Origin of the sequence: Allomuricauda sp. XS_ASV26, assembly GCF_041224615.1 — a bacterium.
Taxonomy (GTDB): Bacteria; Bacteroidota; Bacteroidia; order Flavobacteriales; family Flavobacteriaceae; genus Flagellimonas; species Flagellimonas alginolytica.
This window is the reverse complement of the sequence record NZ_JBGFGK010000026.1, coordinates 47,320-73,490: the sequence shown is the minus strand read 5'-3', so window position 1 is coordinate 73,490 and position 26,171 is coordinate 47,320. Positions and strand designations below refer to the sequence as shown.

The 26,171-nt window shown below is 41.4% G+C and carries 26 protein-coding genes; 18 read left to right on the top strand and 8 right to left on the bottom strand.

Translation table 11 applies throughout. The annotated features are described in order from the left end of the window. Positions 1–45: 45 nt before the first annotated feature. The 5 genes from AB9K32_RS00790 to AB9K32_RS00770 all read left to right on the top strand — a co-directional run bounded on the left by AB9K32_RS00790 (position 46) and on the right by AB9K32_RS00770 (position 5,768). Positions 46–1,020, top strand: coding sequence for a D-alanine--D-alanine ligase (locus AB9K32_RS00790; protein WP_252080292.1), 975 nt, complete (start codon positions 46–48; stop codon positions 1,018–1,020). Positions 1,021–1,052: 32 nt separating this feature from the next. Further along, positions 1,053–1,511: a pantetheine-phosphate adenylyltransferase gene (gene coaD / locus AB9K32_RS00785; RefSeq protein WP_224837659.1), complete on the top strand. Its 459-nt coding sequence runs from the start codon at positions 1,053–1,055 to the stop codon at positions 1,509–1,511. Positions 1,512–1,702: 191 nt separating this feature from the next. After that, positions 1,703–3,529, top strand: coding sequence for a PAS domain-containing protein (locus tag AB9K32_RS00780; RefSeq protein ID WP_369884081.1), 1,827 nt, complete (start codon positions 1,703–1,705; stop codon positions 3,527–3,529). After that, on the top strand, positions 3,516–3,929 hold the full coding sequence (locus AB9K32_RS00775) for a response regulator transcription factor (protein ID WP_224837657.1): 414 nt from the start codon (positions 3,516–3,518) through the stop codon (positions 3,927–3,929). Before AB9K32_RS00780 ends, AB9K32_RS00775 begins: the two co-directional genes overlap by 14 nt. A 66-nt stretch (positions 3,930–3,995) precedes the next feature. Next, positions 3,996–5,768 (top strand): M14 family metallopeptidase, encoded by a 1,773-nt coding sequence (locus AB9K32_RS00770; RefSeq protein WP_369884080.1) that lies wholly within the window; start codon positions 3,996–3,998, stop codon positions 5,766–5,768. On the opposite strand, the gene AB9K32_RS00765 is transcribed toward AB9K32_RS00770, so the two are convergent. Continuing rightward, the gene (locus AB9K32_RS00765; protein ID WP_224837655.1) at positions 5,761–6,360 is read right to left on the bottom strand and encodes an NUDIX hydrolase; all 600 of its coding nucleotides are present in this window, start codon (positions 6,358–6,360) and stop codon (positions 5,761–5,763) included. The genes AB9K32_RS00770 and AB9K32_RS00765 overlap by 8 nt on opposite strands. A 7-nt stretch (positions 6,361–6,367) precedes the next feature. On the opposite strand from AB9K32_RS00765, the gene pyrE reads away from it, so the two are divergent. After that, a complete protein-coding gene (gene pyrE, locus AB9K32_RS00760) occupies positions 6,368–7,006 on the top strand; it encodes an orotate phosphoribosyltransferase (protein ID WP_224837654.1) in 639 nt (212 codons plus the stop codon). 9 nt (positions 7,007–7,015) lie between these two features. Then, positions 7,016–7,414: an SRPBCC family protein gene (locus AB9K32_RS00755; protein ID WP_369884079.1), complete on the top strand. Its 399-nt coding sequence runs from the start codon at positions 7,016–7,018 to the stop codon at positions 7,412–7,414. Here the strand turns inward: AB9K32_RS00755 and AB9K32_RS00750 are convergent. After that, positions 7,408–8,151 (bottom strand): biotin--[acetyl-CoA-carboxylase] ligase, encoded by a 744-nt coding sequence (locus AB9K32_RS00750; protein WP_369884078.1) that lies wholly within the window; start codon positions 8,149–8,151, stop codon positions 7,408–7,410. The two genes, AB9K32_RS00755 and AB9K32_RS00750, sit on opposite strands and share 7 nt — an antisense overlap. Before the next feature lie 82 nt (positions 8,152–8,233). Between AB9K32_RS00750 and rsfS the strand changes: the two genes are divergently transcribed. From rsfS to AB9K32_RS00720, 6 genes are all read left to right on the top strand, one after another. Continuing rightward, positions 8,234–8,611: a ribosome silencing factor gene (rsfS, locus tag AB9K32_RS00745; protein WP_224837651.1), complete on the top strand. Its 378-nt coding sequence runs from the start codon at positions 8,234–8,236 to the stop codon at positions 8,609–8,611. Between the two features lie 7 nt (positions 8,612–8,618). After that, positions 8,619–10,568, top strand: coding sequence for an ATP-dependent zinc metalloprotease FtsH (gene ftsH / locus AB9K32_RS00740; RefSeq protein ID WP_224837650.1), 1,950 nt, complete (start codon positions 8,619–8,621; stop codon positions 10,566–10,568). 68 nt (positions 10,569–10,636) lie between these two features. Beyond that, the gene (locus AB9K32_RS00735) at positions 10,637–11,245 is read left to right on the top strand and encodes an LUD domain-containing protein (RefSeq protein ID WP_224837649.1); all 609 of its coding nucleotides are present in this window, start codon (positions 10,637–10,639) and stop codon (positions 11,243–11,245) included. A gap of 4 nt (positions 11,246–11,249) precedes the next feature. Next, on the top strand, positions 11,250–12,053 hold the full coding sequence (locus AB9K32_RS00730; protein ID WP_338196187.1) for a phosphatidate cytidylyltransferase: 804 nt from the start codon (positions 11,250–11,252) through the stop codon (positions 12,051–12,053). Next, entirely contained in the window at positions 12,043–12,708 is a 666-nt protein-coding gene (locus AB9K32_RS00725) for a phosphatidylserine decarboxylase family protein (protein ID WP_224837647.1), read from the top strand. The genes AB9K32_RS00730 and AB9K32_RS00725 overlap by 11 nt, the downstream gene beginning before the upstream one ends. Further along, on the top strand, positions 12,701–12,964 hold the full coding sequence (locus tag AB9K32_RS00720; protein WP_224837646.1) for an acyl-CoA-binding protein: 264 nt from the start codon (positions 12,701–12,703) through the stop codon (positions 12,962–12,964). Before AB9K32_RS00725 ends, AB9K32_RS00720 begins: the two co-directional genes overlap by 8 nt. On the opposite strand, the gene AB9K32_RS00715 is transcribed toward AB9K32_RS00720, so the two are convergent. The 5 genes from AB9K32_RS00715 to AB9K32_RS00695 all read right to left on the bottom strand — a co-directional run bounded on the left by AB9K32_RS00715 (position 12,961) and on the right by AB9K32_RS00695 (position 20,296). Next, the gene (locus AB9K32_RS00715; protein WP_369884077.1) at positions 12,961–14,229 is read right to left on the bottom strand and encodes a sterol desaturase family protein; all 1,269 of its coding nucleotides are present in this window, start codon (positions 14,227–14,229) and stop codon (positions 12,961–12,963) included. The two genes, AB9K32_RS00720 and AB9K32_RS00715, sit on opposite strands and share 4 nt — an antisense overlap. Positions 14,230–14,281: 52 nt before the next feature. Continuing rightward, positions 14,282–15,112 carry a sugar phosphate nucleotidyltransferase gene (locus AB9K32_RS00710; RefSeq protein WP_338196194.1) on the bottom strand — a complete coding sequence of 277 codons (831 nt, stop codon included), beginning with the start codon at positions 15,110–15,112 and terminating at the stop codon, positions 14,282–14,284. Between the two features lie 5 nt (positions 15,113–15,117). Beyond that, on the bottom strand, positions 15,118–16,170 hold the full coding sequence (locus tag AB9K32_RS00705) for a GHMP kinase (RefSeq protein WP_369884076.1): 1,053 nt from the start codon (positions 16,168–16,170) through the stop codon (positions 15,118–15,120). Between the two features lie 14 nt (positions 16,171–16,184). After that, positions 16,185–17,573, bottom strand: coding sequence for a Gfo/Idh/MocA family protein (locus AB9K32_RS00700; protein ID WP_252080302.1), 1,389 nt, complete (start codon positions 17,571–17,573; stop codon positions 16,185–16,187). A 98-nt stretch (positions 17,574–17,671) separates the two neighbouring features. Continuing rightward, complete coding sequence (locus AB9K32_RS00695; RefSeq protein ID WP_369884075.1) at positions 17,672–20,296, bottom strand: valine--tRNA ligase; 2,625 nt, start codon at positions 20,294–20,296, stop codon at positions 17,672–17,674. A 198-nt stretch (positions 20,297–20,494) separates the two neighbouring features. Here AB9K32_RS00695 and AB9K32_RS00690 point away from each other — a divergent pair, with 198 nt between their 5' ends. Continuing rightward, positions 20,495–20,881 carry a DUF1573 domain-containing protein gene (locus AB9K32_RS00690; protein ID WP_252080304.1) on the top strand — a complete coding sequence of 129 codons (387 nt, stop codon included), beginning with the start codon at positions 20,495–20,497 and terminating at the stop codon, positions 20,879–20,881. 57 nt (positions 20,882–20,938) lie between these two features. Here the strand turns inward: AB9K32_RS00690 and AB9K32_RS00685 are convergent, their stop codons facing one another. After that, positions 20,939–22,228, bottom strand: coding sequence for an aspartyl protease family protein (locus tag AB9K32_RS00685; RefSeq protein WP_224837639.1), 1,290 nt, complete (start codon positions 22,226–22,228; stop codon positions 20,939–20,941). 201 nt (positions 22,229–22,429) lie between these two features. Here AB9K32_RS00685 and AB9K32_RS00680 point away from each other — a divergent pair, with 201 nt between their 5' ends. The 4 genes from AB9K32_RS00680 (at position 22,430) to AB9K32_RS00665 (ending at position 26,157) form a co-directional block, all read left to right on the top strand. Continuing rightward, positions 22,430–23,620, top strand: coding sequence for a pyridoxal phosphate-dependent aminotransferase (locus tag AB9K32_RS00680; RefSeq protein ID WP_369884074.1), 1,191 nt, complete (start codon positions 22,430–22,432; stop codon positions 23,618–23,620). After that, a complete protein-coding gene (murB, locus tag AB9K32_RS00675; protein ID WP_252080307.1) occupies positions 23,620–24,636 on the top strand; it encodes a UDP-N-acetylmuramate dehydrogenase in 1,017 nt (338 codons plus the stop codon). Before AB9K32_RS00680 ends, murB begins: the two co-directional genes overlap by 1 nt. Positions 24,637–24,835: 199 nt before the next feature. After that, positions 24,836–25,402, top strand: a complete 567-nt coding sequence (locus tag AB9K32_RS00670; RefSeq protein WP_224837636.1) for an RNA polymerase sigma factor — start codon at positions 24,836–24,838, stop codon at positions 25,400–25,402. Continuing rightward, a complete protein-coding gene (locus AB9K32_RS00665; protein WP_252080308.1) occupies positions 25,399–26,157 on the top strand; it encodes an anti-sigma factor in 759 nt (252 codons plus the stop codon). The genes AB9K32_RS00670 and AB9K32_RS00665 overlap by 4 nt, the downstream gene beginning before the upstream one ends. The last annotated feature ends 14 nt before the right edge of the window (positions 26,158–26,171 follow it).

Below are 26,171 nucleotides of genomic sequence, written 5' to 3'. Positions count from 1 at the left end.
CCACCCTTTTTTCTTTATTTTGGCTTTGTGATAATTTACCGATAAATGAAAAAAAACATTGCCATTATAATGGGCGGCTATTCCAGCGAACACCATATTTCCATAAAGAGCGGAAACGTGGTCCACAAATATCTGGATACAAATAAGTACAATGCCTACAGAATTATAATCACCAAAGAAAACTGGTATTATCTGGACAACACCGATGAAAGGCATACATTGGATAAATCCGATTTCAGTATAACCATTGATGGCAAAAAAATTCTTTTTGATTGTGTTTTCAACGCAATACACGGCACTCCTGGCGAAGATGGACTAATGCAGGCCTATTTTGAACTTTTGGGCATTCCGCAGACATCCTGCAACCATTATGAGGCTGCACTCACCTTTAACAAACGAGATCTTTTGAGCGCTTTGAAACCCTATGGAATCCCTAGTGCCACTTCCTTTTTTGTGAACAAAGGCCAGACCATCGACGAAAATGCCATTGTAGAAAAAGTTGGGCTACCTTGTTTTGTTAAAGCCAATAGGGCCGGGAGTAGCTATGGCGTATCCAAGGTCCACAAAAAAGAGGATCTAAACCAAGCCATTGCCAATGCCTTCAAGGAAGATCACCAGATCATTATAGAATCCTTTTTGGATGGCACAGAAGTTTCCGTCGGGGTAATCACCTATAATAAAAAGGTTACCGTATTGCCGGCCACAGAAATTATTTCTGAAAACGATTTCTTCGATTTCGAAGCTAAATATATGGGCAAATCACAAGAAATAACCCCAGCCCGTATTTCCGAAAAACAAGAGAAGAACGTTAGACAGTTGGCCGAATTTATTTATACGACATTGGGACTAAAAGGGTATACCCGAAGTGAATTTATCTTTATCGGTGATGTACCCCATTTATTGGAGATAAACACAACCCCCGGACTAACGGAGGAAAGTTTATTGCCGCAACAGGCGAAAACTGCAGGCATCTCCCTTGAATCGCTTTTTGATAGCGCCATTGTTGAAGCTTTGCGATAGAAACCGTATTTTTAAAAACCTTATACCACACCATGAAACGCGCATTGTTCCCTGGGTCTTTTGACCCACTCACATTAGGCCATTATGATATTATAAAAAGAGGAGTCACCCTTTTTGACGAATTGGTAATTGCCATAGGTATAAATGCCGACAAAAAATATATGTTCTCCTTGGAGGAACGAGTTCGGTTTATCGAGGAAGCGTTCAAGGATGAACCAAAAATTAAAGTGACCACCTACCAAGGTATGACGGTCGACTTTTGCAAGAAAATAGATGCCACATTTATATTGCGGGGATTACGGAACCCGGCGGATTTTGAGTTTGAAAAAGCAATTGCACATACCAACCGCAAGTTATCGGAAATAGAAACTGTTTTTCTATTGACCTCCTCCGGAAAGTCCTTCATAAGCTCTTCCATTGTGCGGGATGTTATCAGGAATGGTGGGGATTACTCAGGATTGGTACCCGAAACGGTCATGGTAAAACCATAAATTTCACGATTTCAGGGGGAACAAACCTATTTAAGTCTTTTCTTACAATTTATTTTTAGATGAAACATTGTCCATTCAGGATAACACAACACTTTGGGACAGTTTCACAACAATAAATCAATTAGATAAGCCAATAATTTTACATTGGCATCAATTAATAATAGCATAACGTTTTAAACCTTCCCCCGAGTTTGAAAACAGTTAAAAGAATCGACCAGTTTTACTTATTGAAGCAATTGCCCTCGGCAACCGCGCTTCTTGATCAAAAAGGCATTTTGCTGGATGCATCCAGTGCTTGGCTCGATATTTTTGGATTGCCCCCACAGGACAACACCTCCAATACCAATGTTTTTTCCCTCTACAAAGAGATTCTGGATCTAGAGCTACGACTGGCAGAACAAAAATCGTTCACATTAGAGCACCAATTGGAAAACCCAGCGGGCATCCGGTACCTAAAAAGCAGTTTTGCCCCCTGGTTCGATGATAAGGAGAATGTGATCGGTGCCATCATCCAGACCGACGATATTACATCAGAAGTAAAAAAAGAAGAGGAAATCAAATGGCTGAACACCATTTTGGACACCAAAATGGAAGTATCGCACACTGGTTGGTGGGAGTTTGATGTGATAAAGGAAGAACTTACTTGGTGCAAAGAGACCAAGCGTATTCACCAAGTTCCCGACTGTTTTCAGCCCACCACGATAGAAGCCATCGATTTTTACAAAACAGGATACAGCCAGAACAAGATTTCTATGCTTTTCCATAACTCCATAGTCAACCATCAACCATTTGATGCCAAAGTAGTATTGGTAACTTTTGAAGGCGAAGAAAGATGGGTTCGGGTGACCGGCAAACCAGTTCTTAAGAATGGAGAAGCCATTAAGATATATGGAACCCTTAAAGATATTCACGAAAAAGTGTTGGCCGAAACCAAGGTCCAGGAGCACCAACAACTTTTAACTACCTTGGTGGACAGTCTTCCGCTGAACGTTTATGTGAAAGACTTGAACACCAGAAAAATATTGGTCAACAAAAGCGAATGTAACTATCTGGGCAAAACAGCAGAGGAAATTATCGGAACCACCGATTTTGAACAATACGATGAGGAAACTGCCAAAATTTCGAGGGAAGAGGATCTTAATGTTATGAAGAACCTCACCCCTATCATCGGAAAAGAGACAGTAAGCATATTACATGGTAAAACCACCAATTATTTAACCTCAAAAATCCCTTATTTTGACCTAGAAGGCAAGGTCTGTGGACTTATAGGGGTCAGTTTGGACATTACCCCCATGAAAAGAAAGGAGGAGCAATTGCGGGATTTGATCAAGGTTACTTCCCTGCAAAACCAGAAACTTATCAGTTTTGCACATATTGTTTCCCATAATTTAAGGTCCCACTCCGCTAATTTTTCCATGCTCTTGGAGTTTTTAAACGCTGAGAACGATCCAGAGGAACGGCAAGGCATTATAAAAATGTTATCGCAGGCCTCGGACAATTTATTGGAAACTTTGGGCAACCTAAACGAGGTCGTGGACATTAACACAAAAACCTCTGAGACCAAAAAACCATTGAACCTAAGGCGTAATATCATCAATGTTTTACAAAACCTATCCGCCTTACTGCAAAAGAACAGCTCCCATGTAATCAATAATGTCGCGGAGAACATTCAAGTAAATTGTGTTCCGGCCTATCTGGACAGCATTATTTTAAATCTTGTTTCCAATGCCGTCAAATACAAAAGTGAGAACAGGGAATCCTTGATCACAATAGACGCGGTCCAGTCCAAAGAGGGCGTGCTGTTGAGCATATCGGATAACGGGATCGGGATAAATCTGGAAAAATACGGGGACAAAGTTTTCGGCATGTACAAAACCTTTCACAATAGAAAAGATGCCAAAGGTTTTGGGCTATACCTTGTAAAAAATCAAATAGAAGCCATGGGCGGAAGTATAACAGTGCAAAGTGAGGTAGATAAAGGCACTACATTTAATGTGTATTTTAATGAAGAAAGTTAGTTGTATTTTTATAGTGGACGACGATCCAATTACCGTATTTGGCATAAAAAGAATGTTGAAATCCGCGGTGGAATGTAACGATATCCAGATTTTCCAAAATGGATTGGAGGCCCAAGAAGCTTACAAAGAACGGATGGAAAAAGGATTGGCCGCGCCCAATGTAATCTTTTTGGATATCAACATGCCCATAATGGATGGATGGGAGTTCCTTGAAGCTTTGATAAATGCCGATCCAAAAGAACATATTACAGTAAATATGATCACTTCTTCCATAGACCCCTTGGACTATAAAAAATGGAACGGCTTTAAAAACAGGTGCCCGTTCAACCTCAATTTTAAGAACAAACCGATCTTTAAAATTGAAAGCAACGAACTTGGCTTCATCGAGATAGCCTCATAAACTATAATATTCTGTATTTTTGGTACAAACCAGCACTTAATGGTGCCTTAACGTTCCCGAAATATTTTGAAGCACTTAGTACTCTTTTTGGCCCTAGTTCTTTTTATCTCCTGCGAATCGGAAACACAGGACGAAAAATCTTCTTACCCTACCCACTTTGAACTGTCGGACGGGAAGGAAACGGCAACCTATCAACAAACTATCGATTATTACATTCGACTCGCGAAGGAATTTCCCGAAATCAACTTGCACACCATAGGCACAACGGACAGTGGTTACCCTTTGCACATGGTCACCTATAATCCTGATGGAGATTTTAATTACGAGAATATTCGGAAGGAAAAAACTATCATACTTATAAATAATGGAATCCATCCCGGAGAGAGCGATGGAATCGATGCCACCATGATGCTTTACAGAGATTTTGCCACCGGAGAATTAAACCTGCCCAAAAAAACGGTCTTGGTAACCATTCCCATATACAATATCGGTGGCTCACTCAATAGAAATTCAACCACAAGGGCCAACCAAAACGGACCTGAAGAATACGGCTTTCGAGGTAATGCACAGAACTACGATCTTAATAGGGACTTTGTAAAAATGGATACTCAGAACGCTAAAACGTTCGCGCAAATTTTCCACATGGTAAAACCCGACGTTTTTATAGACAACCATGTAAGTAACGGTGCAGATTACCAATATACCCTAACGCACCTTTTTACCCAGCACAACAAGCTTGGTGGAAAAATGGGCCAGTACCTGCACAAAACCTTAATGCCAAACCTAGAAGATTCGTTATCGGATAAAGAATGGGACATAACCCCTTACGTGAACGTTTTTAACACACCGCCAGAGATGGGGTTCAGTCAATTTATGGACCACCCAAGGTATTCCACCGGCTACACCACACTTTGGAGCACATTGGGGCTCATGGTAGAAACCCATATGCTAAAACCATACAAACAACGTGTAGAAGGCACCTATGATCTAATGCACAGCCTTATAGAAATCGTGGAGGCTGAGCACGGGAACATAAGAACAGTTCGCAAAGAAACTTTGGAGAATAATCTGGAACTCTCCGAATATTACTTTAATTGGGCAGTGGATACGACCCAGACCTCTATTCTAAATTTTAAGGGATACGAGGCGGAAACCCTTGTTAGCGAAGTCACCGGCCTACCAAGGTTAAAATACAATCGGGAAAAACCCTTTACCAAAGAGACCGTATACATGGACCACTATTATCCCGTGGATACTGTTATCGTTCCTGCCGCATACATTGTAAAGAAAAGTTGGAAAAAGGTAATAGAGCGATTGGATGCCAATAAAATACAATACACCCCATTAAAAAAGGACACCACATTGTCCGTTGAAGCCTATAAAATCACCGGTTACGATACCCGTAGAGCACCATACGAAGGGCACTACCTCCACTCCAACACCACAGTAGAGGCCAAAACAAAGCAAGTTCATTTTAGGGAAGGAGACATATTGGTTCCAACCCAACAGCCGGGCATTCGTTATTTACTGGAAACTTTGGAACCACAAGGTGCGGATTCTTTTTTTAATTGGAACTTTTTTGATACGGTTCTTCAACGCAAAGAAGGGTTTTCCCCTTATGTTTTTGAAGACGTTGCCTTGGAAATGCTCCAAAAAGATTCTATTCTATTACAGGAGTTTGAGACCAAAAAAGAAGGAGACCTCAATTTTGCTAATAACTGGTATGCCCAACTTAATTGGATTTTTGAACGTTCGGAACATTTTGAAGAAGCCTACCTTGCCTATCCCATTTATCGTATAGAAAAGAATAGCGATGCGTCAAGATTGCTTCCTAAATAAACGGCCAATCCTCAAACAGAATCTTAATGTTATGGTAAGAATTTTTTAAAGCCTTTTTGGTCTTTCGGGGGCCCTTCCATTTCACTTTTTTGATTCCTTCGGACTTTTCCGCCACTAATTTGCCGGCATAATCGGTGGACATAATAAACCAGTGCGTCTGCTTTAAACGATACTCTCCGTTTCTTTTAAAAACATGAAAAGTTGTACGTAAAAACCGTTCAATCTTTAGATTTTGCACGCCGGTCTCTTCCTCTACTTCACGTATTGCGGCATTTTCTATGGACTCTCCTTTATCCACTTTTCCTTTGGGCAAATCCCACTTTCCGTTTCTAAAAATAAATAGGACCTTACCTTTCTTATTGATCACAAAACCACCACCAGCGACCACTACAGGGATTTTATGCATAAAAAGCTTTAGGATCTCCGTTTCATCCGGATGGTACAGATAGGCCTTCCTTATCTTCTTTTTGGACAAAAGTCTGATGGCCTCAACGATCGAATCACCATCCAAAGAAAACAAATTACCATTGGAATCCTCGGGGCGCTCGTTTGTTAAAATCAGTGGAGCCTCATTAACAAAAACTTCATACATTTGCGCAATGGTTTTAGATAAGCAAATCGCAAAAAAAACAGCTGAGCTGTTGCTGCAAATTAATGCAATTAAGTTGGAACCTGAAAATCCATTCACTTGGGCTTCGGGCTGGAAGTCTCCCATTTATTGCGACAATAGAATTATGTTGTCCTACCCTATGATCAGAAACTTTGTTCGGGAAGAAATGGCTAAACAGGTAGAAAAGCTCTACGGAAAACCGGACGTAATCGCCGGAGTTGCCACTGGGGCCATTGGCATTGGCATTCTTGTTGCCGAAGCCCTCGGACTCCCGTTTGTATATGTTAGGCCAAAACCAAAGGAACATGGTAGACAAAACCAGATCGAAGGACACTTTGAGCCAGGGCAGAGCGTTGTGGTGATAGAAGACCTGATCAGTACTGGCAATAGCAGCCTCAATGCGGTCAAGGCCTTAAAAGAGCAAAATGCAGACATTAAGGGCATGATCGCCATCTTTACCTACGGCTTTCCCGTGTCCGCCGAGAACTTTAAAAAAGAAAACGTGGAACTGCATACGCTATCGGACTACGAAAACCTGGTAGAGCAAGCATCAGAAACCAACTATATCAAAGAAACCCAGTTACAAACCTTATTGGAGTGGAAGTCCAACCCACAAGAATGGAAATAATTTTTTACCATGCACATTGAATCACCAAAAAAGAAAGTAGCCAAAAGCAACAAAGAAGTATTCGAATTTTTGACCGACATCAAAAACTTTGAAACTTTAATGCCGGACAATATTGACAAGTTTGAAGTATTGGACGAAAACACCTTTAAATTTGCCCTAAAAGGTATGCCCGAGATTGTACTCCGGTTAAAGGAACAAAACCCGCACGACAAAGTTGTTCTGGGAGCGGCAAGCGACAAACTTCCCTTTACCCTTACCGCTGATATTACCGCATTGGAAGAAAACGAAAGCGAAGTGGGACTTAGTTTTCAAGGAGAGTTCAATGCCATGATGGCCATGATGATCAAAGCACCCATAACCAATTTTATTGGCACTTTATCCAATAATATGGATAAAATAGGTCAGTAAAGCAGCGTTACTTCCTTTAGGTCGAATTCCTTAAAAATTTCATCTTCAAGTTCGAGCACCAACTTTCCCGATGGTGACACCCCTCGCACGTACCCAACGAACATATCCCCAATTGGGGAGCTAAAAGTGGATGGTTTATCCTTTCTAAAAAGGATTTCTTCGTATGCAGGTAACAATTGGCCCACAGTCTTTGCCTCGATCCCATTAAGGTGATATTGTATCTGCTCCAGTATTTTTTGGAGTAACTCATCCAGATCATAATCTTTACCCGTGATCACTTTTAGGGAAGAAGCCTTTTCCAGACCTTCAAAAATAGTTTGGTTAACATTTAACCCAATACCAATAATGGATTGGGCAATAATGGAACCTTTGAGTACATTTTCAATTAAAATTCCACAAATTTTTACAGAACCTGACATAATGTCGTTCGGCCATTTTACCTTCACATTGGGCACTCCCAAAGCTTTTAGCACATCGCTCACGGCCATGCAAATTGCTATATTCAACACAAATTGATGCTCTACACCAAAGGTGTCAAACCTTCGCAACACGCTGAAAGTAAGGTTTTTCCCCCCTTCGGACATCCAAACAGTCCCCATTTGCCCCCTGCCTTTCAATTGTTTATCGACCACTACTACGGTGTAATCCGGCGGATCTTCCGAACGCAGCAAATTCCGTAAAAACAAATTTGTGGAGTCCGTGGCATCAAGTTTGAGTATTTGAAATTGTTTTCCCAATATGGCAAGCCTTTATGATTTGTTAAAAACTAAGGCTAAGAAAACAAAAAAAACATAACTTTGTAAAATCTAAATTTTTTGAATGCAGAAAACGAAAGCTAGCGCAGATGAGTTGATTGCCTTGATTCTGGAGGGAATAGAAGATGTTAAAGGAGTTGATATAAATCTACTGGACCTAAGGGAAATCGAAAACACGGTCTGCGACTATTTCATAATCTGTAACGGTACTTCCAACACGCATGTAAATGCGATTGTCTCATCCATACAGAAAAAGGTCAGCAAGACTTTACATGATAAACCATGGCACATTGAAGGGTCCGAAAACGCCGAATGGGTGCTAATGGACTATGTAAATGTTGTTGTGCATGTATTCCAAAAACATATTAGAGAATTCTATGATATTGAAGGACTCTGGGGAGACGCCAAAGTCACAATGGTAGAAAGCAGTTACAATTCTTAAGAAAAAAATGGCAAAAGAAAACAACCCAAATAATGCTCCAAAAAAACCACGTTTTAGTTCGTGGTGGATATACGGTGTGGTAATCGCATTGATTATTGGTTTCCAATTTTTTGGAGGCAACAGTTTTTCGAGCACGGAAAAGACCACAACCTCCGAATTACAGGAATTTTTACGGAACGGTGACATTTCAAAAATAGTCATCATCACCAACACCCGTCAGGCCAAAGTTTTTCTTACAGAGGAAGCTTTGAACAAAGATGTGCACAAGGGAGTGGCAGAAAAACCACTTTTACCATCTGCCGGATTGGTTCCCCAATATGTTTTGGATTATGGCGATCTGCAGATTTTCCAAAACGAAATAACGGAGATAAAAAAAGAAAACAACCTCGATACCATCGTCGAGTTCGATACAGAATCCAATGTTATTGGAGAAATATTCCTGACATTGCTTCCTTTCGCACTGATCATCGGCATCTGGATTTACCTAATGCGTAGAATGTCCGGTGGTGCAGGCGGTGGCGCGGGCGGTCAAATTTTCAATATCGGAAAATCAAAGGCTAAATTATTCGACGAAAAAACGGATACACGCACATCTTTTAAAGATGTAGCTGGTCTCGAAGGAGCCAAAGAGGAAGTACAGGAAATTGTGGAATTCCTAAAAAACCCTGACAAATATACCTCCTTGGGAGGTAAAATACCTAAAGGCGCACTATTGGTTGGACCTCCCGGAACAGGTAAAACCTTATTGGCAAAAGCTGTTGCTGGTGAAGCCAAGGTCCCCTTCTTCTCTTTATCCGGTTCCGATTTTGTGGAGATGTTCGTGGGCGTGGGTGCATCCAGGGTCCGTGACCTCTTTAAACAGGCCAAGGATAAGTCACCCGCAATTATCTTTATTGATGAAATCGACGCCATTGGACGTGCAAGGGGCAAAAACAATTTTACAGGTTCCAACGATGAACGCGAGAACACCTTGAACCAGTTGTTGACCGAAATGGATGGTTTTGGCACCAATACCAACGTAATTGTACTTGCCGCGACCAACCGTGCCGATGTACTGGACAAAGCATTGATGCGTGCAGGACGATTTGATCGTCAGATTTATGTAGACCTGCCAGATCTTAACGAACGAAAAGAAATCTTTGAAGTTCACCTTAGACCCATTAAAACGGCAGAAACCTTGGATTTGGACTTTTTGGCCAAACAAACACCAGGTTTCTCAGGAGCGGACATTGCAAATGTTTGTAACGAAGCTGCCCTTATTGCGGCCCGTAAAGAGAAAAAGGCGGTAACCAAGCAAGACTTTTTGGATGCAGTGGATAGAATTGTAGGCGGTCTTGAGAAGAAAAACAAAATCATTACCCCAGAGGAAAAGAAAACCATCGCGTTCCACGAAGCTGGTCACGCAACCGTAAGTTGGATGTTGGAACACGCTGCACCCTTGGTTAAAGTAACCATAGTACCCCGAGGACAATCGTTGGGGGCCGCTTGGTACCTTCCGGAAGAACGTTTAATTGTGCGTCCAGAACAAATGTTGGACGAAATGTGTGCCACCATGGGAGGTAGAGCCGCTGAAAAGGTAATGTTCAATAAGATTTCCACCGGAGCTTTAAGCGATTTGGAAAAAGTGACCAAACAGGCCAGGGCCATGGTTACCATATATGGATTAAACGATGAATTGGGGAACATCACCTATTACGATTCATCCGGTCAGAACGAATATGGCTTCACCAAACCTTATAGCGAGGAAACAGCACAAAAAATCGATCAGGAGATTTCCAAGATCATCGAGAAGCAATATCAACGTGCCATAAAATTGCTCGAGGACAATAAGGACAAGTTGACCGAATTGGCCGAAAGACTTTTGGACAAGGAAGTTATTTTTAAGGATGATCTGGAAAAAATATTTGGCCAACGTCCATTCGAAAAGCAAGAAGAAGAACTAGAGCCAGCTAAATAAAAAATATATCAGGAATCATCCAATCAAAACACAATTATTGATTAGATAGACAAGCACAAGTGCCATAAATGGGAGTTTTTAAAAAACTATTCGGAGGAGGAAAAAAGGTTTCCAAGGAGACTACGGAAACCCGTGGTGACCATATGCCGGATTTAAAAATTCCCGTTGATGAAAAATTTACCATCTATTTTAAAAAGAACGGTGGTAAATTTATCTATTGCGAAGATTTTGCAGAGGTATCGGAAGCCTTGGAGAACATTGTTTCCGAGAACGATTGGCAAGACCATCTGTTTTTTACTATGGACCCAAGATTGGAAACTCGTTTTGCCACGGAAAAAATAGACTTTACCAACAATCGAAACGAAAGCGAGATTTTCTTTACCACTTGTGAACATCTAGTGGCTCACAATGGCTCAATTTTGGTATGTTCCAACCAGATAAAAGAAAAAAAATTGGATGAACTTCCATCCAATTTAGTGGTATTTGCGACTACCAGCCAACTAGTGGATTCCATAAGCGAAGCCTTAAAAATTATCAAGGAACGCTATCAAAAAAATATCCCGAACAACATCACCACTTTAAAGCACTTTCAGCCTACAGCGGAAAACAAAGACGATTTCCTTTCCTACGGAAGTGCCTCAAAAAATGTATATCTTTTACTCCTAGAAGATTTTTAAATACATGAGAGAGGTATTAAGACGCTCCATTACAGGGGTAATTTATGTTGTACTCCTACTGGGCGCGGTTTTTTTAAGTTCGGACGCATTCGATTTTTTGTTTATGACCTTTGGTTTGGGGTGCCTGTACGAATACAAGCGGATCGTACGCCTTAAAGGTTATTATGTATTCGTGGCTTATTTGGCACTCTGGTGGGTTTTTATTTATCTGACCCAGAACAGTGCAGCGATCAACCTGCTCATGTTTTTTACCATAACAGTGGATCTGGCCCTATTGGTATTTCTCTTTACCAATGCTCCCAGAAACTTTACTCCTGTTCAGAAATTCTTGATCGGTCTGCTTTACATTGGTGGAGGTTGTATTTTTTTGACCATGATACCCTATAAAATTGATGAATTTGCTCAATTCTTGATCATGGGCATCTTTATTTTGATATGGGTAAACGATACTTTTGCCTACCTGGTAGGAAGAACTGTGGGAAAAACTAAACTTTTTCCTGCCGTTTCACCAAAAAAAACCATTGAAGGTTCTGTAGGAGGTCTTATTTTTGCACTGGCCGCGGCCTATTTTTTATCGTGGTACGAAACACGGCTTTCGTTAATCGAATGGATGGCAATGGCATGTTTAATTGTGGTAGCAGGAAGTCTAGGGGATTTGTTGGAATCTAAATTTAAACGCATGGCCGGAGTTAAGGATAGCGGAGCTATTTTACCCGGACATGGCGGAATTTGGGACCGATTGGACAGCTTGGTCTTTGCTGCACCTTTTGCGTATTTGATCTTAAATATATTCACCTATGTTTCATAAAGAGGGGCAAAAAATTATTATCACCACTTTTTTTCTAGTGGTAGCCGGCGTTTTGGCCGCACAATATTTTATCGATATTGAATGGATCAGATATGCCGTTCAGATTGTCGCGCTGGTCATATTGATCGCCATCTTACAGTTCTTTAGAAACCCAAAAAGATTGGTGACCCCGACTTTTGATGAAATATTGGCACCCGTGGACGGTAAGGTAGTGGTAATCGAAGAAGTTGAGGAACCGGAATATTTTAAAGGAAAAAGAAAGCAGGTTTCCATTTTTATGTCGCCTGTTAATGTGCACGTCACAAGATATCCCGCAAGTGGTACCGTTACCTATTCCAAGTACCATCCCGGAAAATATTTGGTGGCATGGCATCCCAAATCCAGTACCGAGAACGAACGGACCACCATAGTGCTCCATACACCAAAGTTTGGGGAAATAGGATACAGGCAAATTGCAGGAGCATTGGCCAGAAGAATAGTGAATTATGCCGAGGAAGGCGAACAAGTTACACAGGGTGAAGATGCAGGTTTTATAAAATTTGGCTCTAGAGTAGACCTATTGTTGCCTCTAGATTGTGATATTACCGTTAAATTGAACCAAAAAGTAGTTGGCGCACGTACCTGTATTGCATCCTTAAGACCAAAAAATGATTGATGAAGAGCTACAAAAGAGATTCAACGATGCTGTTGACTTTGTAAACGACTACACTGATCCTTTGCCAGCGGATCTTTTGTTGAAGCTCTATGCGTACTTTAAAATTGCCAACAAGAATTTCGAAAACCCCGGTAGCAGAACGCCACTAATTAACGCGTTTAAAGCCAATGCACTGTTCCAAGCTAAGCGAATAAGTGTTAAGGAAGCCATGGAAAAATATGTGGAACTGGTAGAAAAAGAGTTAAAATCGCTCTAGGCCGCCAAATCTGGGCGCACCAACGATTTTTCAAAATAAGTAAAATAGACAGCCCCAAAAATAGTTATCAAAAAATAGAGTGCAATTAGGTAACTCCCGATTGAAAAGTAACTATTCACCCCAAACCAATCATTGGTAATATAAATAAAGACCAATCCTCCAAGTCCACGAACTACTTCGATCCAAATCGCATATTTTTTTCGGTCCATTAAGGTTGTATATCCATAAATCCCAACAAAAATAAAGGCACCGAACAGCAATAATCCATCAAAACCAATTTCGGAATAACTGTAGAACATGAACAGCATTAAAAAGGTGGTCACGATCAGTTGAAACAAGGCGTATGTTTTTAAAGTTGATGTTACCTCTGGTTGATATTTGCTAAAGTTGTGCACATTTTGGATTATGGAAATGGGGTACTTTTCCTTTACGTCCTCTGGGCGCCACCCCGTTGGCATAAACCAAATCCGAATTTTATCCCAATAACTTTTGGTGCGCCAAGCATCTTGCATCAATCGCCATAAATGTTGAAAATTTATAATAATAGGATTCCATGTGTTAGCCGGTTTTAACACCCCATATTGCGGAGGAACTTCATCCAACTCCTCTTGAAAAGTTCCGAATATTCTATCCCAAATACAAAATATCTGTCCGAGGTTTTTATCGATATATTCTGGATTTATGGCATGGTGTACCCGGTGCTGGGAAGGGGTAACTATCAGGTATTCCAAAATACCCATTTTGCCAATATGTTGTGTATGATACCAAAATTGAGCAAACAAGTGAATGGGCGCCAATATGGCAATTACGGTGTTGGGCACACCCAAAAGTGCAGCTGGAATCAATAAAAGTGCATAATACCCCAAAAGGTTCGATATAGGTTGACGAAGGGCACATGCCAGATTAAACTCTTCGCTACTGTGATGGATTACATGCTGGTTCCAAAAAAAATTTATCCTATGGCTTAATCGGTGATTCCAGTACCCTGCAAAATCCAAGGCAATAAAAGCCACGACCCAAACCAACCATGTTGCCTTGATCTCTATCAAGGCCAAATGATCCAATAAAAATGGATAACTGACAAGGATAACCACAAGTCCAAGTGAATCCTTTACCACATTGGTAAGACCGGAACTCAAACTGCTCACGGTATCCATGAGATTGTGCTTCTGATCCTTTACATAACGGCCATAAAGTATTTCGATAAGAACAAGGCCTATAAAAAAAGGTGTTGCATATAACAAGGCAGTCGCATACGATTCCATTTCAAAAATTTAAATTTTGCTCGATGCAAGAATGGGATTAACTGCCCTTAAGTTAATCTAAATTTTTAAATAATTGAATATCATTGGCATCGGTAAGATCTGGAATATGTTCGGAACGTGGAATACAAAGGACGCTTTGTGTTTGCTCACTGACCAATGTGGCCACAGCCCTTGGCAATTCTTTTTCATTACGTACAGGATCAATGGGACAATTTTTTACGAACGGATATATTTCTTCCCCGGAAAAACTAAAAATGTTCATGCTCACCCTTAACTCACCGGAAGTGTCTCGATATTTGGGAACATCTTCTACTTTTGGCTTTTCAACAATTCGCCGAAGAAACCCATCGGAGGAAATATCCATTACGGCAAACTTGGCAATGCGTTCTTCGGTATAATCAAATCCAGAGCTTGCATAACTGATCAAGGCATGGGGAACTTTTCTTTCTTCCCTTAGAGCTTTTAGGGCTTCCACCGAATAGAGATTATCCCCATTACAAACCGTAAAGGCGGTCTGCTTCAATTCTGGGTACTGATCCATACATTGCTGAAGGGCATCGGCAGTTCCCAAGGGCTTTTCCCTACCTTCGGGAACCGATTGTACCGCCAAAAATACTTCCAGATTTTTGGGAAGGTCCCCAAAATCTTTAAATTCCTGAAAAGCTTTGTTATCACTGCTCGTAATCAAATACAATTTCCGGTATCCTGCATTAATGGCATTTTTAACCAAATAATACAAAAATGGCCTACCTTTTTGTCCGACAGGAATTAAACTCTTATGGGGAATATTCGTCATGATTCCCTCCCCTTCTTTTGTCTGCAAACTTCTTTTCATTCGGGAGGATGCCCCACCCACCATTATAACCAAACTCGTGTTCTCCATTCCTATCAACTAGTTAATTCTACGACATAAACATCTTTGGCACCATGCTCTAAAAATGCCTGTTTCACCTTACCCTCAACATCTTCTGTAACCATGGCCACCATACATCCTCCTCCACCGGAACCTATAATTTTTGTTCCCACGGCACCTGCCCTTCGGGCGGCATCCATCATTTCCACCATTTTCTTCGGCGTGTTCTTTATCTGGTCCTGAAGAATTGCTTGGTGTTGATTCATTAAATCTCCTAAAACCTGAATATTTGGATTTGGATTTGATAGTTCTCTTTTTGCCTGTATAGTAATGTGATAGTTGTACAAAGTGGAATACCAATAATCTTGAAGCTCAACAGGAACCAACGCCTTATATTTTTCGTAGTCGTCCAAGGTCGATGTTTCCACCTCAAATTCAGGATATTCCTTTTGAACCGCTTGAACAGCCTTATCCGCGTATACTTGAGCGTTTTTCAAAACTTCCAAGGTTTTTTTGGGCACTCCAGACTCGGCCACCAACAGTTTGCCCAAATTGGCATTTAAACGTGTGCTTTCCCCACTTTTTGTATCGATATAAATAAGCCCTTTTTGCGCAATGGTGTATTGATCCATCAAACCACCGGGCTGATCAAAAAACAGCACTTCTGCTTCGTAGGCCCACCTTCCGATTTGATAATCACTGATTTCACCGGATTTACCTTGTGTTGCCACCAAAAATCGAACCCAGGCCACCACTATGGCCGAGGAACTGGACAATCCGGCATTTACGGGAATATTCCCCGATATTTCGATATCGTATCCTTGTTCAAAGGAAAATCCTTGATTTTTTAAAATGGACATCACGGACCGATAGTAATCACCAGGTTGAATATCTTTCAGGTCATCATCAACCGAAATAATAACCTCTTCGTTCAGGTCCAATAATTTTAACCGATACTTTTTATCCTGGTTTGCAACAGCTTTAACATTGATATATCGATCTATTGATCCGGCAATAACGGGAAGCCCCAAATAATCTTGATGATCCCCATAAAAACAGATTCGGGCAGGTACTTTTAATTCAATCATTAATTATGGTATATTTAACTTATAATTTCCAATGGCGCGGTATCCTTCCAATTGCCTCTTGTAAAATCCGGGAATGGCTGCGGTGCTCCACCACTGGCCACAGAGCGCTCGCTCAATGGCGAAACGGCACTCCACAAACATCCTTCGTAAACGTTTTGGTCCAAGGGCAATCCTTTTTGCAGACATTCCACAATCCGGTACACCATAATACCGTCCATTCCCCCGTGCCCGCTTCCTTTGGCCGCCACGTTCAATCTTTTGTATAGTGGATGATCATATTTTTCATACAATTTTTCGAGCTGTTCACCCTGCACCCATGAATGATGATCTTTTGTAATTCCGTCCACACCACCTTCCAAAGCTACACGGGTAGGGAATCCTGCCAATATACCTTTGGTGCCTTGCACCAGGTTCAATCGGGAATATGGCCTTGGGCTGGTTTCGTCCCACTGGACCAGAATAGTTTTCCCAAGGGTCGTTTTAATTATGGAAGTATTTAAATCACCTCCTTTAAAGTCAAGCTGGTTCCATTTATGGTCTTCTGGATACTTCTTTTCCGCATAGAGTTCCCTTCCTCTTGATGGTGTCGAGAAGGAGACAAGACTTCCAAAGGTATCATCTTGTCTGGCCAAGTTCATGTATTGGGACACAGGTCCTAACCCATGGGTAGGGTACAGATTTCCATTTCGGTTGGCATAGTGATGGGTTCTCCAAGATCCCGTACCTCGCTCCTGTTCTTCCATTTGCCATCTCAGTTCGTGAATATAGGCAGCCTCACCATGTAATATTTCTCCAATCAAGCCTTTTCGGCACATATTCAGGAACATCAGCTCGTCGCGGCTGTAATTAACGTTCTCCAACATCATACAATGCTTTTGGGTCCGCTCACTGGTATCCACAATATCCCACATATCTTGGATTGTAGTTGCCATGGGCACTTCTACAAAGGCGTGAGCACCATTCTCCATTGCACCAATCGCCATAGGAGCATGGTTTGCCCAGTTGGTCGCGATGAACACAACATCGGGTTTTACTTCCTTGAGCATAGTTCGCCACTCATCCTCACTTCCCCAATATTGGGCTATATTCTTATGCCTATTTGCACCGGCCGCTTCTTTTACCCAACGGGTTTTTTCATTTACCAGATCTTCGTACAAATCACAAATGGCAACAACTTCCGTCCCTGCCAAAGCAGCAAAAAATTTAGCATGGGTTCCTCCCCTGGCTCCAACTCCAATAAATGCAGCTCGTACGGTTTCTAATTTAGGTGCCGAAAACCCACCCATGTAGGTTGATGATAACGGTCGCTCGTAATTTGCCCTTAGATATCCCGGTGCCAAGGACACAGCGGCCGCAGTCAACGAAGTTTTTTGGATAAAACTTCTTCTATTGAGGTTTTTCATATTCATTTTCGGAGTTGGTTATCGGGCTCCAAAGTATAAAAAAAAAGAAAAGGGAAGCAAGCTTCCCTTTTATTAATCTTTTTGATGTTTATCCAAAACTATTGCAAACTGGCCAAACTTTTTTCCAAGGTCTCTATTTTGGCTTCGGCATCAGCGGCTTTTTTGCGCTCCATGGCAACGACTTGCTCCGGTGCATTGTTCACAAAACGCTCGTTGCCCAATTTTTTTTCTACGGATTTTAAAAATCCTTTGGTATAATTGAGCTCTTCGGTAATCTTTGCAATCTCCGCCTCAACATCTATGGCCCCGCTGATCGGAATAAAATATTCGTTGCTTTTTACCCTAAACGTCAAGGCACCGTCCAAACTGGCATCCACCGACTCCATTTTGGTAAGGTTTCCGAGTTTTAGAACTATGGCATCCATTCCCCCTCCTATTCCTTCGGCATTTATCATAAATAGCTCCAATGCATCCTTTTGGGGAATGTTTTTTTCTTTTCTGATGGTCCTGACACCTGATATTACTTCGGAAGCAAATTCAAATTCGGCTATCAACACAGCATCCACTTGTTTGGCCTTTGGCCATTTTGCCACGATCAAAGCTTCTTCCGGTGAACGCTCCGCAATGTGTTGCCATACTTCCTCCGTCAAAAATGGCATGAATGGATGAAGTAATTTCAAGTTTTCCTCGAAAAGACTTAATACCTCATCATACGTTTTTTGATCGATAGGTTTTTGATATTCCGGTTTTACAATTTCCAACAACCACGAGCAGAAATCGTCCCAAACCAATTTGTAGATGGCCATCAAGGCATCGGAAATACGATATTTGGAGAAATGGTCCTCTATCTCGACCAATGTTTGATTAAACTTGGCCTTGTACCATTGAATTCCTTTCTGTGCTGCTTCGGGCTGTGGAATATCCGCTACTTCCCATCCTTTTACCAATCGGAATGCGTTCCAAATTTTATTGGCAAAGTTTGCTCCTTGTTGGCAAAGTGCCTCATCGAACAGCAGATCGTTACCGGCCGCAGAACTCAACAAAAGTCCAACACGGACTCCATCGGCACCAAAATTCTCGATCAATTTTAGGGCGTCGGGCGAATTTCCAAGTGATTTGGACATTTTTCGTCGCTGTTTGTCCCGAACCAATCCAGTAAGGTATACATTTTCAAACGGTCGTTTTCCTCTGTATTCGTAACCGGCCATGATCATTCTTGCGACCCAAAAGAATAAAATATCGGGACCGGTCACCAAATCGCTGGTGGGGTAGTAATAATTCACCTCTTCATTGTCGGGTTCCAATATACCTCCAAAAACACTAATGGGCCACAACCAAGATGAGAACCACGTATCCAACACATCGGCATCTTGGCGCAAATCGGATTGCTGGATTCCCGGCTTTTTGGCCTTTGCCAGTTCCAATGCTTCTTCTGGGGATTCGGCCACCACAAAATCTTCTTTTCCGTCACCATAATAATAGGCCGGGATTTGTTGTCCCCACCATAATTGACGGGATATGTTCCAATCACGGATATTCTCCATCCAATGGCGATAGGTGTTATCGAACTTGGATGGGTACAATTTTACATCTTTAGTCTGCAAAACGCCCTCTATAGCGGGTTTGGCCAGGTTTTCCATTTTAAGGAACCATTGGTCGGACAGCCTAGGCTCAATTACGGCCTTGGTCCTTTCCGACGTGCCTACTTTATTGATGTGCTGCTCTGTTTTTACCAAATAACCTTTGGCTTCTAGCTCTTTTGAGATTTCTTTTCGAACCACAAACCTGTCCTTGCCTTCGTAGTGCAGTCCAAAGGAATTAAGGGTAGCATCCTCATTAAAAATATCGATTACCTCTAGATCGTGCTTATCTCCAAGGTTTTTATCGTTCTCGTCGTGAGCAGGGGTAACTTTTAGGCACCCGGTACCAAACTCTACATCTACATATTCGTCTTCAATAATGGGAATTACCCGATCGCAGATTGGCACAATCGCCTTTTTCCCTTTTAGATGACGGTATCTTTCATCGTTGGGATTAATACAGATCGCGGTATCTCCCAATATGGTCTCCGGACGCGTTGTGGCAATGGTCACTTTCTCGTCGGAACCTTCTATGGCATAGGACAAATAGTACAGGTTTCCTTGTCTTTCCTCATATATCACCTCTTCATCGGAGAGCGTGGTCTTGGCCTCAGGGTCCCAATTTACCATTCTGTACCCTCTGTAAATCAAACCCTTATTGTACAAATCAACAAAAACCTTGATTACCGAGGCTGACATATCGTCATCCATGGTAAATTTTGTTCGATCCCAATCGCAGGAGCAACCCAGTTTTTTTAACTGTTGAAGAATTACACCACCATACTCGTTCGTCCAATCCCAAGCATGTTTTAGAAATTCCTCTCGTGATAATTTGGATTTATCGATACCTTCTGCCTTTAATTTGGCAACCACCTTGGCTTCGGTGGCAATGGATGCATGGTCCATACCGGGCACCCAACAGGCATTTTTACCCAAAAGTCTTGCACGTCGGATCAATACATCCTGTATGGTATTATTGAGCATATGGCCCATGTGAAGGATTCCGGTTACGTTCGGCGGAGGAATTACTATGGTGTAAGGCTCCCTTTCGTCCGGTTTTGAACTAAAATAATCGTGCTCGGACCAGTAGGCATACCAGTGTTCTTCGACCCGTTTTGGGTCATATTTTGATGGAATCTCCATTTTTCGGTACAGTTTTTGTTTAATTGGACTGTGATTGGGTTTTTTGAAGGGGAAGCCAAATGTTAATTTTACGCTATTCTTCGGATGAGAGCCAATCCAGAAATACGAAACAAAAATAAGTAACGTTATTCTATAACAAAAGAATTTTGGATGCAGGTATCAAAACATCTACATTTGAAGTTCACCCAAAAACCAAAAATGATGAAAAAAACTGTACTCATGCTGTTTGTAGGGCTTTTATCCTTAGGGATTTACGCTCAAGAAACCGCTAAAATCGAATTTAAGAGCGAGACTATTGATTACGGGGAAATTGAAAGAGGCAGTGATGGTATCCGTGTATTTGAGTTTACCAACACTGGAAATGTTCCTTTGGTGATCAGCAATGTTAGATCTAGCTGTGGCTGTACAATTCCAAAAAAACCGGAAGAGCCTATCATGCCAGGAAAAACAGGCAAAATTGAGGTGAAATATGACACCAATAGGGTTGGTCCGATCAGAAAGGCCATAACGGTTACCTCGAATGCGGACACACCTACAAAGGTTCTAAAAATAAAAGGGACGGTAAAATCCCCAGGAGCCAAATAGATCAAGAAAAGAACAATAAATAAACCCCAAAGACCTATGGTTTTTGGGGTTTTGTTTTTACTGTTCGTCAAATACTTTTTTGAGGACAAAGGAGAACAATAGATCTTGATTGTATCTTTCTATCAACAGTTTAATACGTTTGCCCTCCTTGTCGTTTATCATTTTAAGAATTTCCTGAAGCTTATATTTATGTACATTTCTGCCATTCACCGCCAAAATAACATCGCCTTCCCTTAAACCAGCCTCAGCCGCAGGACTACCGGCCCGAATACCGGATACCACTATTTCCGGTACCAAACTCAGTCTTGTTTTGTTTTCCAGCAAAATTTGCACATTCCCAAAAGTACTGCCGTTCTCGTTCTTGACCACCCCGTTTACCCCGGCAATACTTTCCGCAATGTAGCGCAGACCATTATGTTTAAGGTCTATACCTGCCAAGTTATATTGAAACGGCTCCTTGAAATTTCCATTCTTTTTCAGGGTTACCAATCCACGGCCATAATCAAAAATCATATTAAAACGCTTAAGAACCTCTCCCCCCAGGCTTCCGTTTCGGTTGCCCAAAGTATCCAAACCTTGAAAAGATTCCCTGTCCGGGAATGCCACTTTTGCTTCTTCTAGTTCAAAATCCCCTATACGAACCCCATTGATTTTACTTCTTTTGCCGAAAATATCACCACTTAACCCTCGCCCTAAATGGTCATCATAGCTTTTTTCGGGGATTTCCAGTCCTTTTTCCGGTTCAGGGAACAACCAAAGTGCATCACTACTTCCAGTATCGACCAATAGTTTTACCGGAATATTGGCTGTATCCTTCATAAGGACCATACCCTCAATATAGGCTTTTCGTTTGTCCACCACTAAAGGAATGGTCTGTGCCCTTTTGCTCTCTCTATACGTGTACGTTTCGGGATTATGCAATTTTAATCTGTTTGCTCCGTAATTAACCTCAACGATAAAATCGCGGAATAGGTCGTAACCCATAATTCCATGTACGGGAATTCCAAGGGATGTGGAAAAATTGATATTTCTATCCATGACCACATACAGGTCTTGCGAAAAGTTATTTGCTTTTCCGAACTTGAAAATATTGCCTTTGGAGCTCAATGCTTTCATGGGCTCCCCATCGCCCAGTCCCCTTATGGTAACTTCGGAAACATTGTTGATCGATACGGAATCCGATTCGGAAAGGTTAAAGAGTATTGGCTTACTTACCCCGGAATCCAGAATAAATGTAAGTTCCGTTCCATTAATCTCGACCGGAACTATGATCAGATTATTGATAAGCTCAAATCTGATTTTTTCAAATCTTTCACCTTTGGGCAATCTAAATCCTTGTGCAACCATCCATAGGGGCACAAATAGTAAAAGTGTAAAAAATATAGATTTTTTCCTCAACATACTTACAATCAACTTACCATATGTATTAAATATACAAATAAGAGGGTAAAGTATTGCGGATTTTAACATTTCGATAATCAAGGAATTAAATGTAAAAGTTGTTGTTTGCAATAACAGGTTTTCTCATTTTTGTCAAAAATTTAACCCATGCCAAGTATCTCCAATAAAGGAAGACAAATGCCTGCGTCACCAATTCGTAAATTGGTTCCCTTTGCGGAAGCAGCAAAAAAAAGAGGTGTACATGTTATCCACCTGAATATTGGTCAACCCGACATAAAAACTCCAAAAGTTGCGCTGGACGCGGTAAGAAACCACAACATTGAGGTTTTGGAGTACAGCATGACACAAGGTTCCGAAGCCTATCGAAAAAAGATCGCCGATTATTATGCCAAACAGGATATTAGGGTAAGTGCCGACGAAATTATTGTGACGACAGGAGGCTCGGAAGCACTCTCTTTTGCCATGGGGACCATAATGGACAACGATGACGAAATTATTATTCCAGAGCCGTTCTATGCCAATTACAACGGTTTTGCCACTGCCTCGGGGGTAAAGGTAAAACCTATTGTATCTTCTATCAATGATAACTTTGCACTTCCTCCCATCTCTAAGTTTGAAGAGCTCATCACGCCAAGAACAAAAGCAATCCTTATTTGCAATCCGGGCAATCCAACAGGCTACCTATATAGCAAAGCAGAGATTGAGCAATTGGCAGAATTGGTAAAAAAGCACAATCTGTTTTTGATCGCCGATGAAGTTTACAGGGAATTTGCTTATGATGGCCGTGAACATTATTCCATTTTACAGTTGGAAGGCTTGGAAGAAAATGCGATCGTCGTGGACTCGGTATCCAAACGTTACAGTATGTGCGGCGCACGAATCGGCTGTCTGATTTCCAAAAATACCGAGGTTATACAAACAGCAATGAAATTTGCACAGGCCCGTTTATCCCCTCCTACCTTTGCTCAAATTGCCAGCGAGGCGGCTCTGGAGACACCACAGGAATATTTTGATAATGTTATCACCGAGTATGTTGCCAGAAGGGATACCCTTATTTCAGAACTAAAAAAAATAGACGGCGTAAAAGTAGCTGTCCCCCAAGGCGCTTTTTATTGCGTGGTAGAATTGCCCATAGCAGATGCCGATGATTTTGCTCAATGGCTCCTGGAAAATTATGAACTCAACGGGAGTACGGTTATGGTGGCCCCAGCAGCAGGATTTTATGCTTCGCCCGGATTGGGAAAAAATCAGATCAGAATTGCCTATGTGCTAGAAAAAGAGCAACTTGTAAAAGCAGTCCAAATCTTGCGAAGCGCCCTAAATAAGTATAAAGATTAGTGGAAATCCAAGAAAACATATCCTTAAAAAACTATAACACCTTTGGTATAGATGTTAACGCTAGGTTTTTTGTTGAGATTACCGGACTGGTTCAATTACAAAAGGTACTTGAGTTAAAGGCATACCCTAAAAAGTTTATTATAAGCGGTGGGAGCAATATGCTGCTCACCAAGGATATCGATTGTCTGGTAATCCACATTAAACTCAAGGGCATAACCGTTGTTGAGGAAGATGAAAACAGTGTAGAGGTAAAAGTTATGGCCGGCGAAAACTGGCATAGCCTTGTAATGTGGAGCTTGGAACAGGGTTATGGCGGTCTGGAAAACCTATCCTTAATACCGGGCAATGTAGGCACGGCGCCCATACAGAATATAGGTGCATATGGTGTTGAACTAAAAGATGTGTTTGTTTCCTGTGCCGCCATGAATATAGAAACCGGCGAGCTTGAAGGGTTCAACAATGAGGCCTGCGAATTTGGTTATAGGGACTCTATTTTTAAGAACCACGCCAAGGATAAATATATTATTACTTCCGTGACTCTAAGGCTCACCAAAAAAAATCATGCCCTACATACGGGGTACGGCTCCATAGAAAACGAGCTAAAAAATAGGGAAATTGTGCATCCTACCGTTAAAGATGTATCGGACGCCGTTATTGCCATCAGGGAAAGTAAGTTGCCCGACCCAAAGAAAATTGGAAATAGTGGGAGTTTTTTTAAGAACCCGGTGATATCGAAAAAAGCATTTGACAAATTTATAAAACTCCACCCCAATGCCCCTTATTATGAGCTGGAGGAGAATAAATATAAAATTCCTGCTGGCTGGCTGGTTGAACAATGTGGATTTAAGGGAAAACGTTTCGGCGATGCCGGGGTGCACGAAAAACAAGCCCTTGTCCTGGTAAATTATGGCAATGCCACCGGGCAAGAAATTCTAGATCTATCAAAAAAAATTCAGGAGAAAGTAAAAAACACCTATAAAATTAAGTTGCAACCAGAAGTAAACATCATAAAATAACCCTCGCATTGCTAACAATAACGAGGGTTATACCAAACCAAACTAACCAAATTTATCTATGTTGTAAGGGCATAGCGCCCATAAATTCATTGTAATACACCAAAGTCGAAAAGCATTTTCTACTTTAGCTTTGTTTTATATACGAGATAAATCCTATTTTAGACTTTTGCCCCTTGAAAAAATTACCAAAACATCTTAAATGAGCACACTGATAGAGAGACATATTGTTTCATTGTTAGCGGAAAAAGACGACAAGGCCATTTCCCTATTGTATGAAAACTACGGCGATACGCTCTTTGGTGTGGCATATAAAGTGGTAAAAGATGAAGAACTTGCACAAGATGTGCTGCAAGAAAGTTTCATCAAAATCTGGAAAAAAGCAGATACCTACGACGCCTCAAAAGCCAAATTGTTCACATGGTTGTTCCGCATAGTGCGCAATACGGCCATAGACAAGCTTCGCAGCGTTGCAAATAAATCCGATAAGGAAATCCAAATAGATGTTTCCGACGTATATAATGTAGGAGTCAAAGGAATAAATCCCGAACATCTCGATATCCAAGAAAACTTGGATAAAATTGAAGACAAATACAGAATTGTTCTAGAAGCTCTATTTTTTGAAGGAATGACGCAGCAGGAGGCAAGTGAAGAACTGGACATTCCATTGGGTACGATTAAATCCAGATTAAAAATAGGACTTCGCGAACTTGGAAAAATTTACGGAACCACTATGTCCTTGCTCCTTATTCTAAACCTATTGTCATGAAGGAAAAAGTAAAACTATTTTTAGAATCCGACATTTTAGAAAAATACCTATTGGGCGACACCACCAAGGATGAGACCCAAAAGGCGGAAAGGTATATTGCCATGTACCCCGAAGTAAGGGAAACCTACGATGAGTTGCAAAAGAACTTGGAAACCTTCGCTAATTTATATGCTAAAAAGACCCCAGAAGGCCTTAAGGAAATTATAATTGCCAGCGCCAAGAAAGAATCCATGGTAAGCAAAAGATTCTTCCGTTACGCCATTGCTGCGAGTGTTGCCATCATGATTTTTGCCGGGTCATCCATTTTCTTCTGGAACCAGAACAAAACCCTTCAAGAAGAAAATACCATGGTGACCAACCAGATCAAGTATTTGGAAAACAACATGAAAGACCAATTGGCGGACATGCGAAACCAATTTATTGTCTTGAACAATCCGGCGACCAAAAAATATCAGGTCAAAGGACAAAAAGAAGGCAAAGAGCTTAAGGCCATTGCCTATATAAATCCGGTAAAAAAGCTGTCATACATCAATGTGAGCAATGTTCCTGAACTTCCCGAGGACAAATGTTTCCAAATGTGGGCGGAGGTGAATGGTGAGCTCGTAAACCTGGGGGTCATCAAAAATTTTGATGAAAAAGACAAACTCCTTGCCCTACCCTATGCCGATAACGCCGTAGGTTATATCACCATAGAGCCAAAAGGGGGCAATAGCGCTCCATCCGTGGACAACATTGTGGCAAACATTAAATATTAAACCCCGGTTTAAAG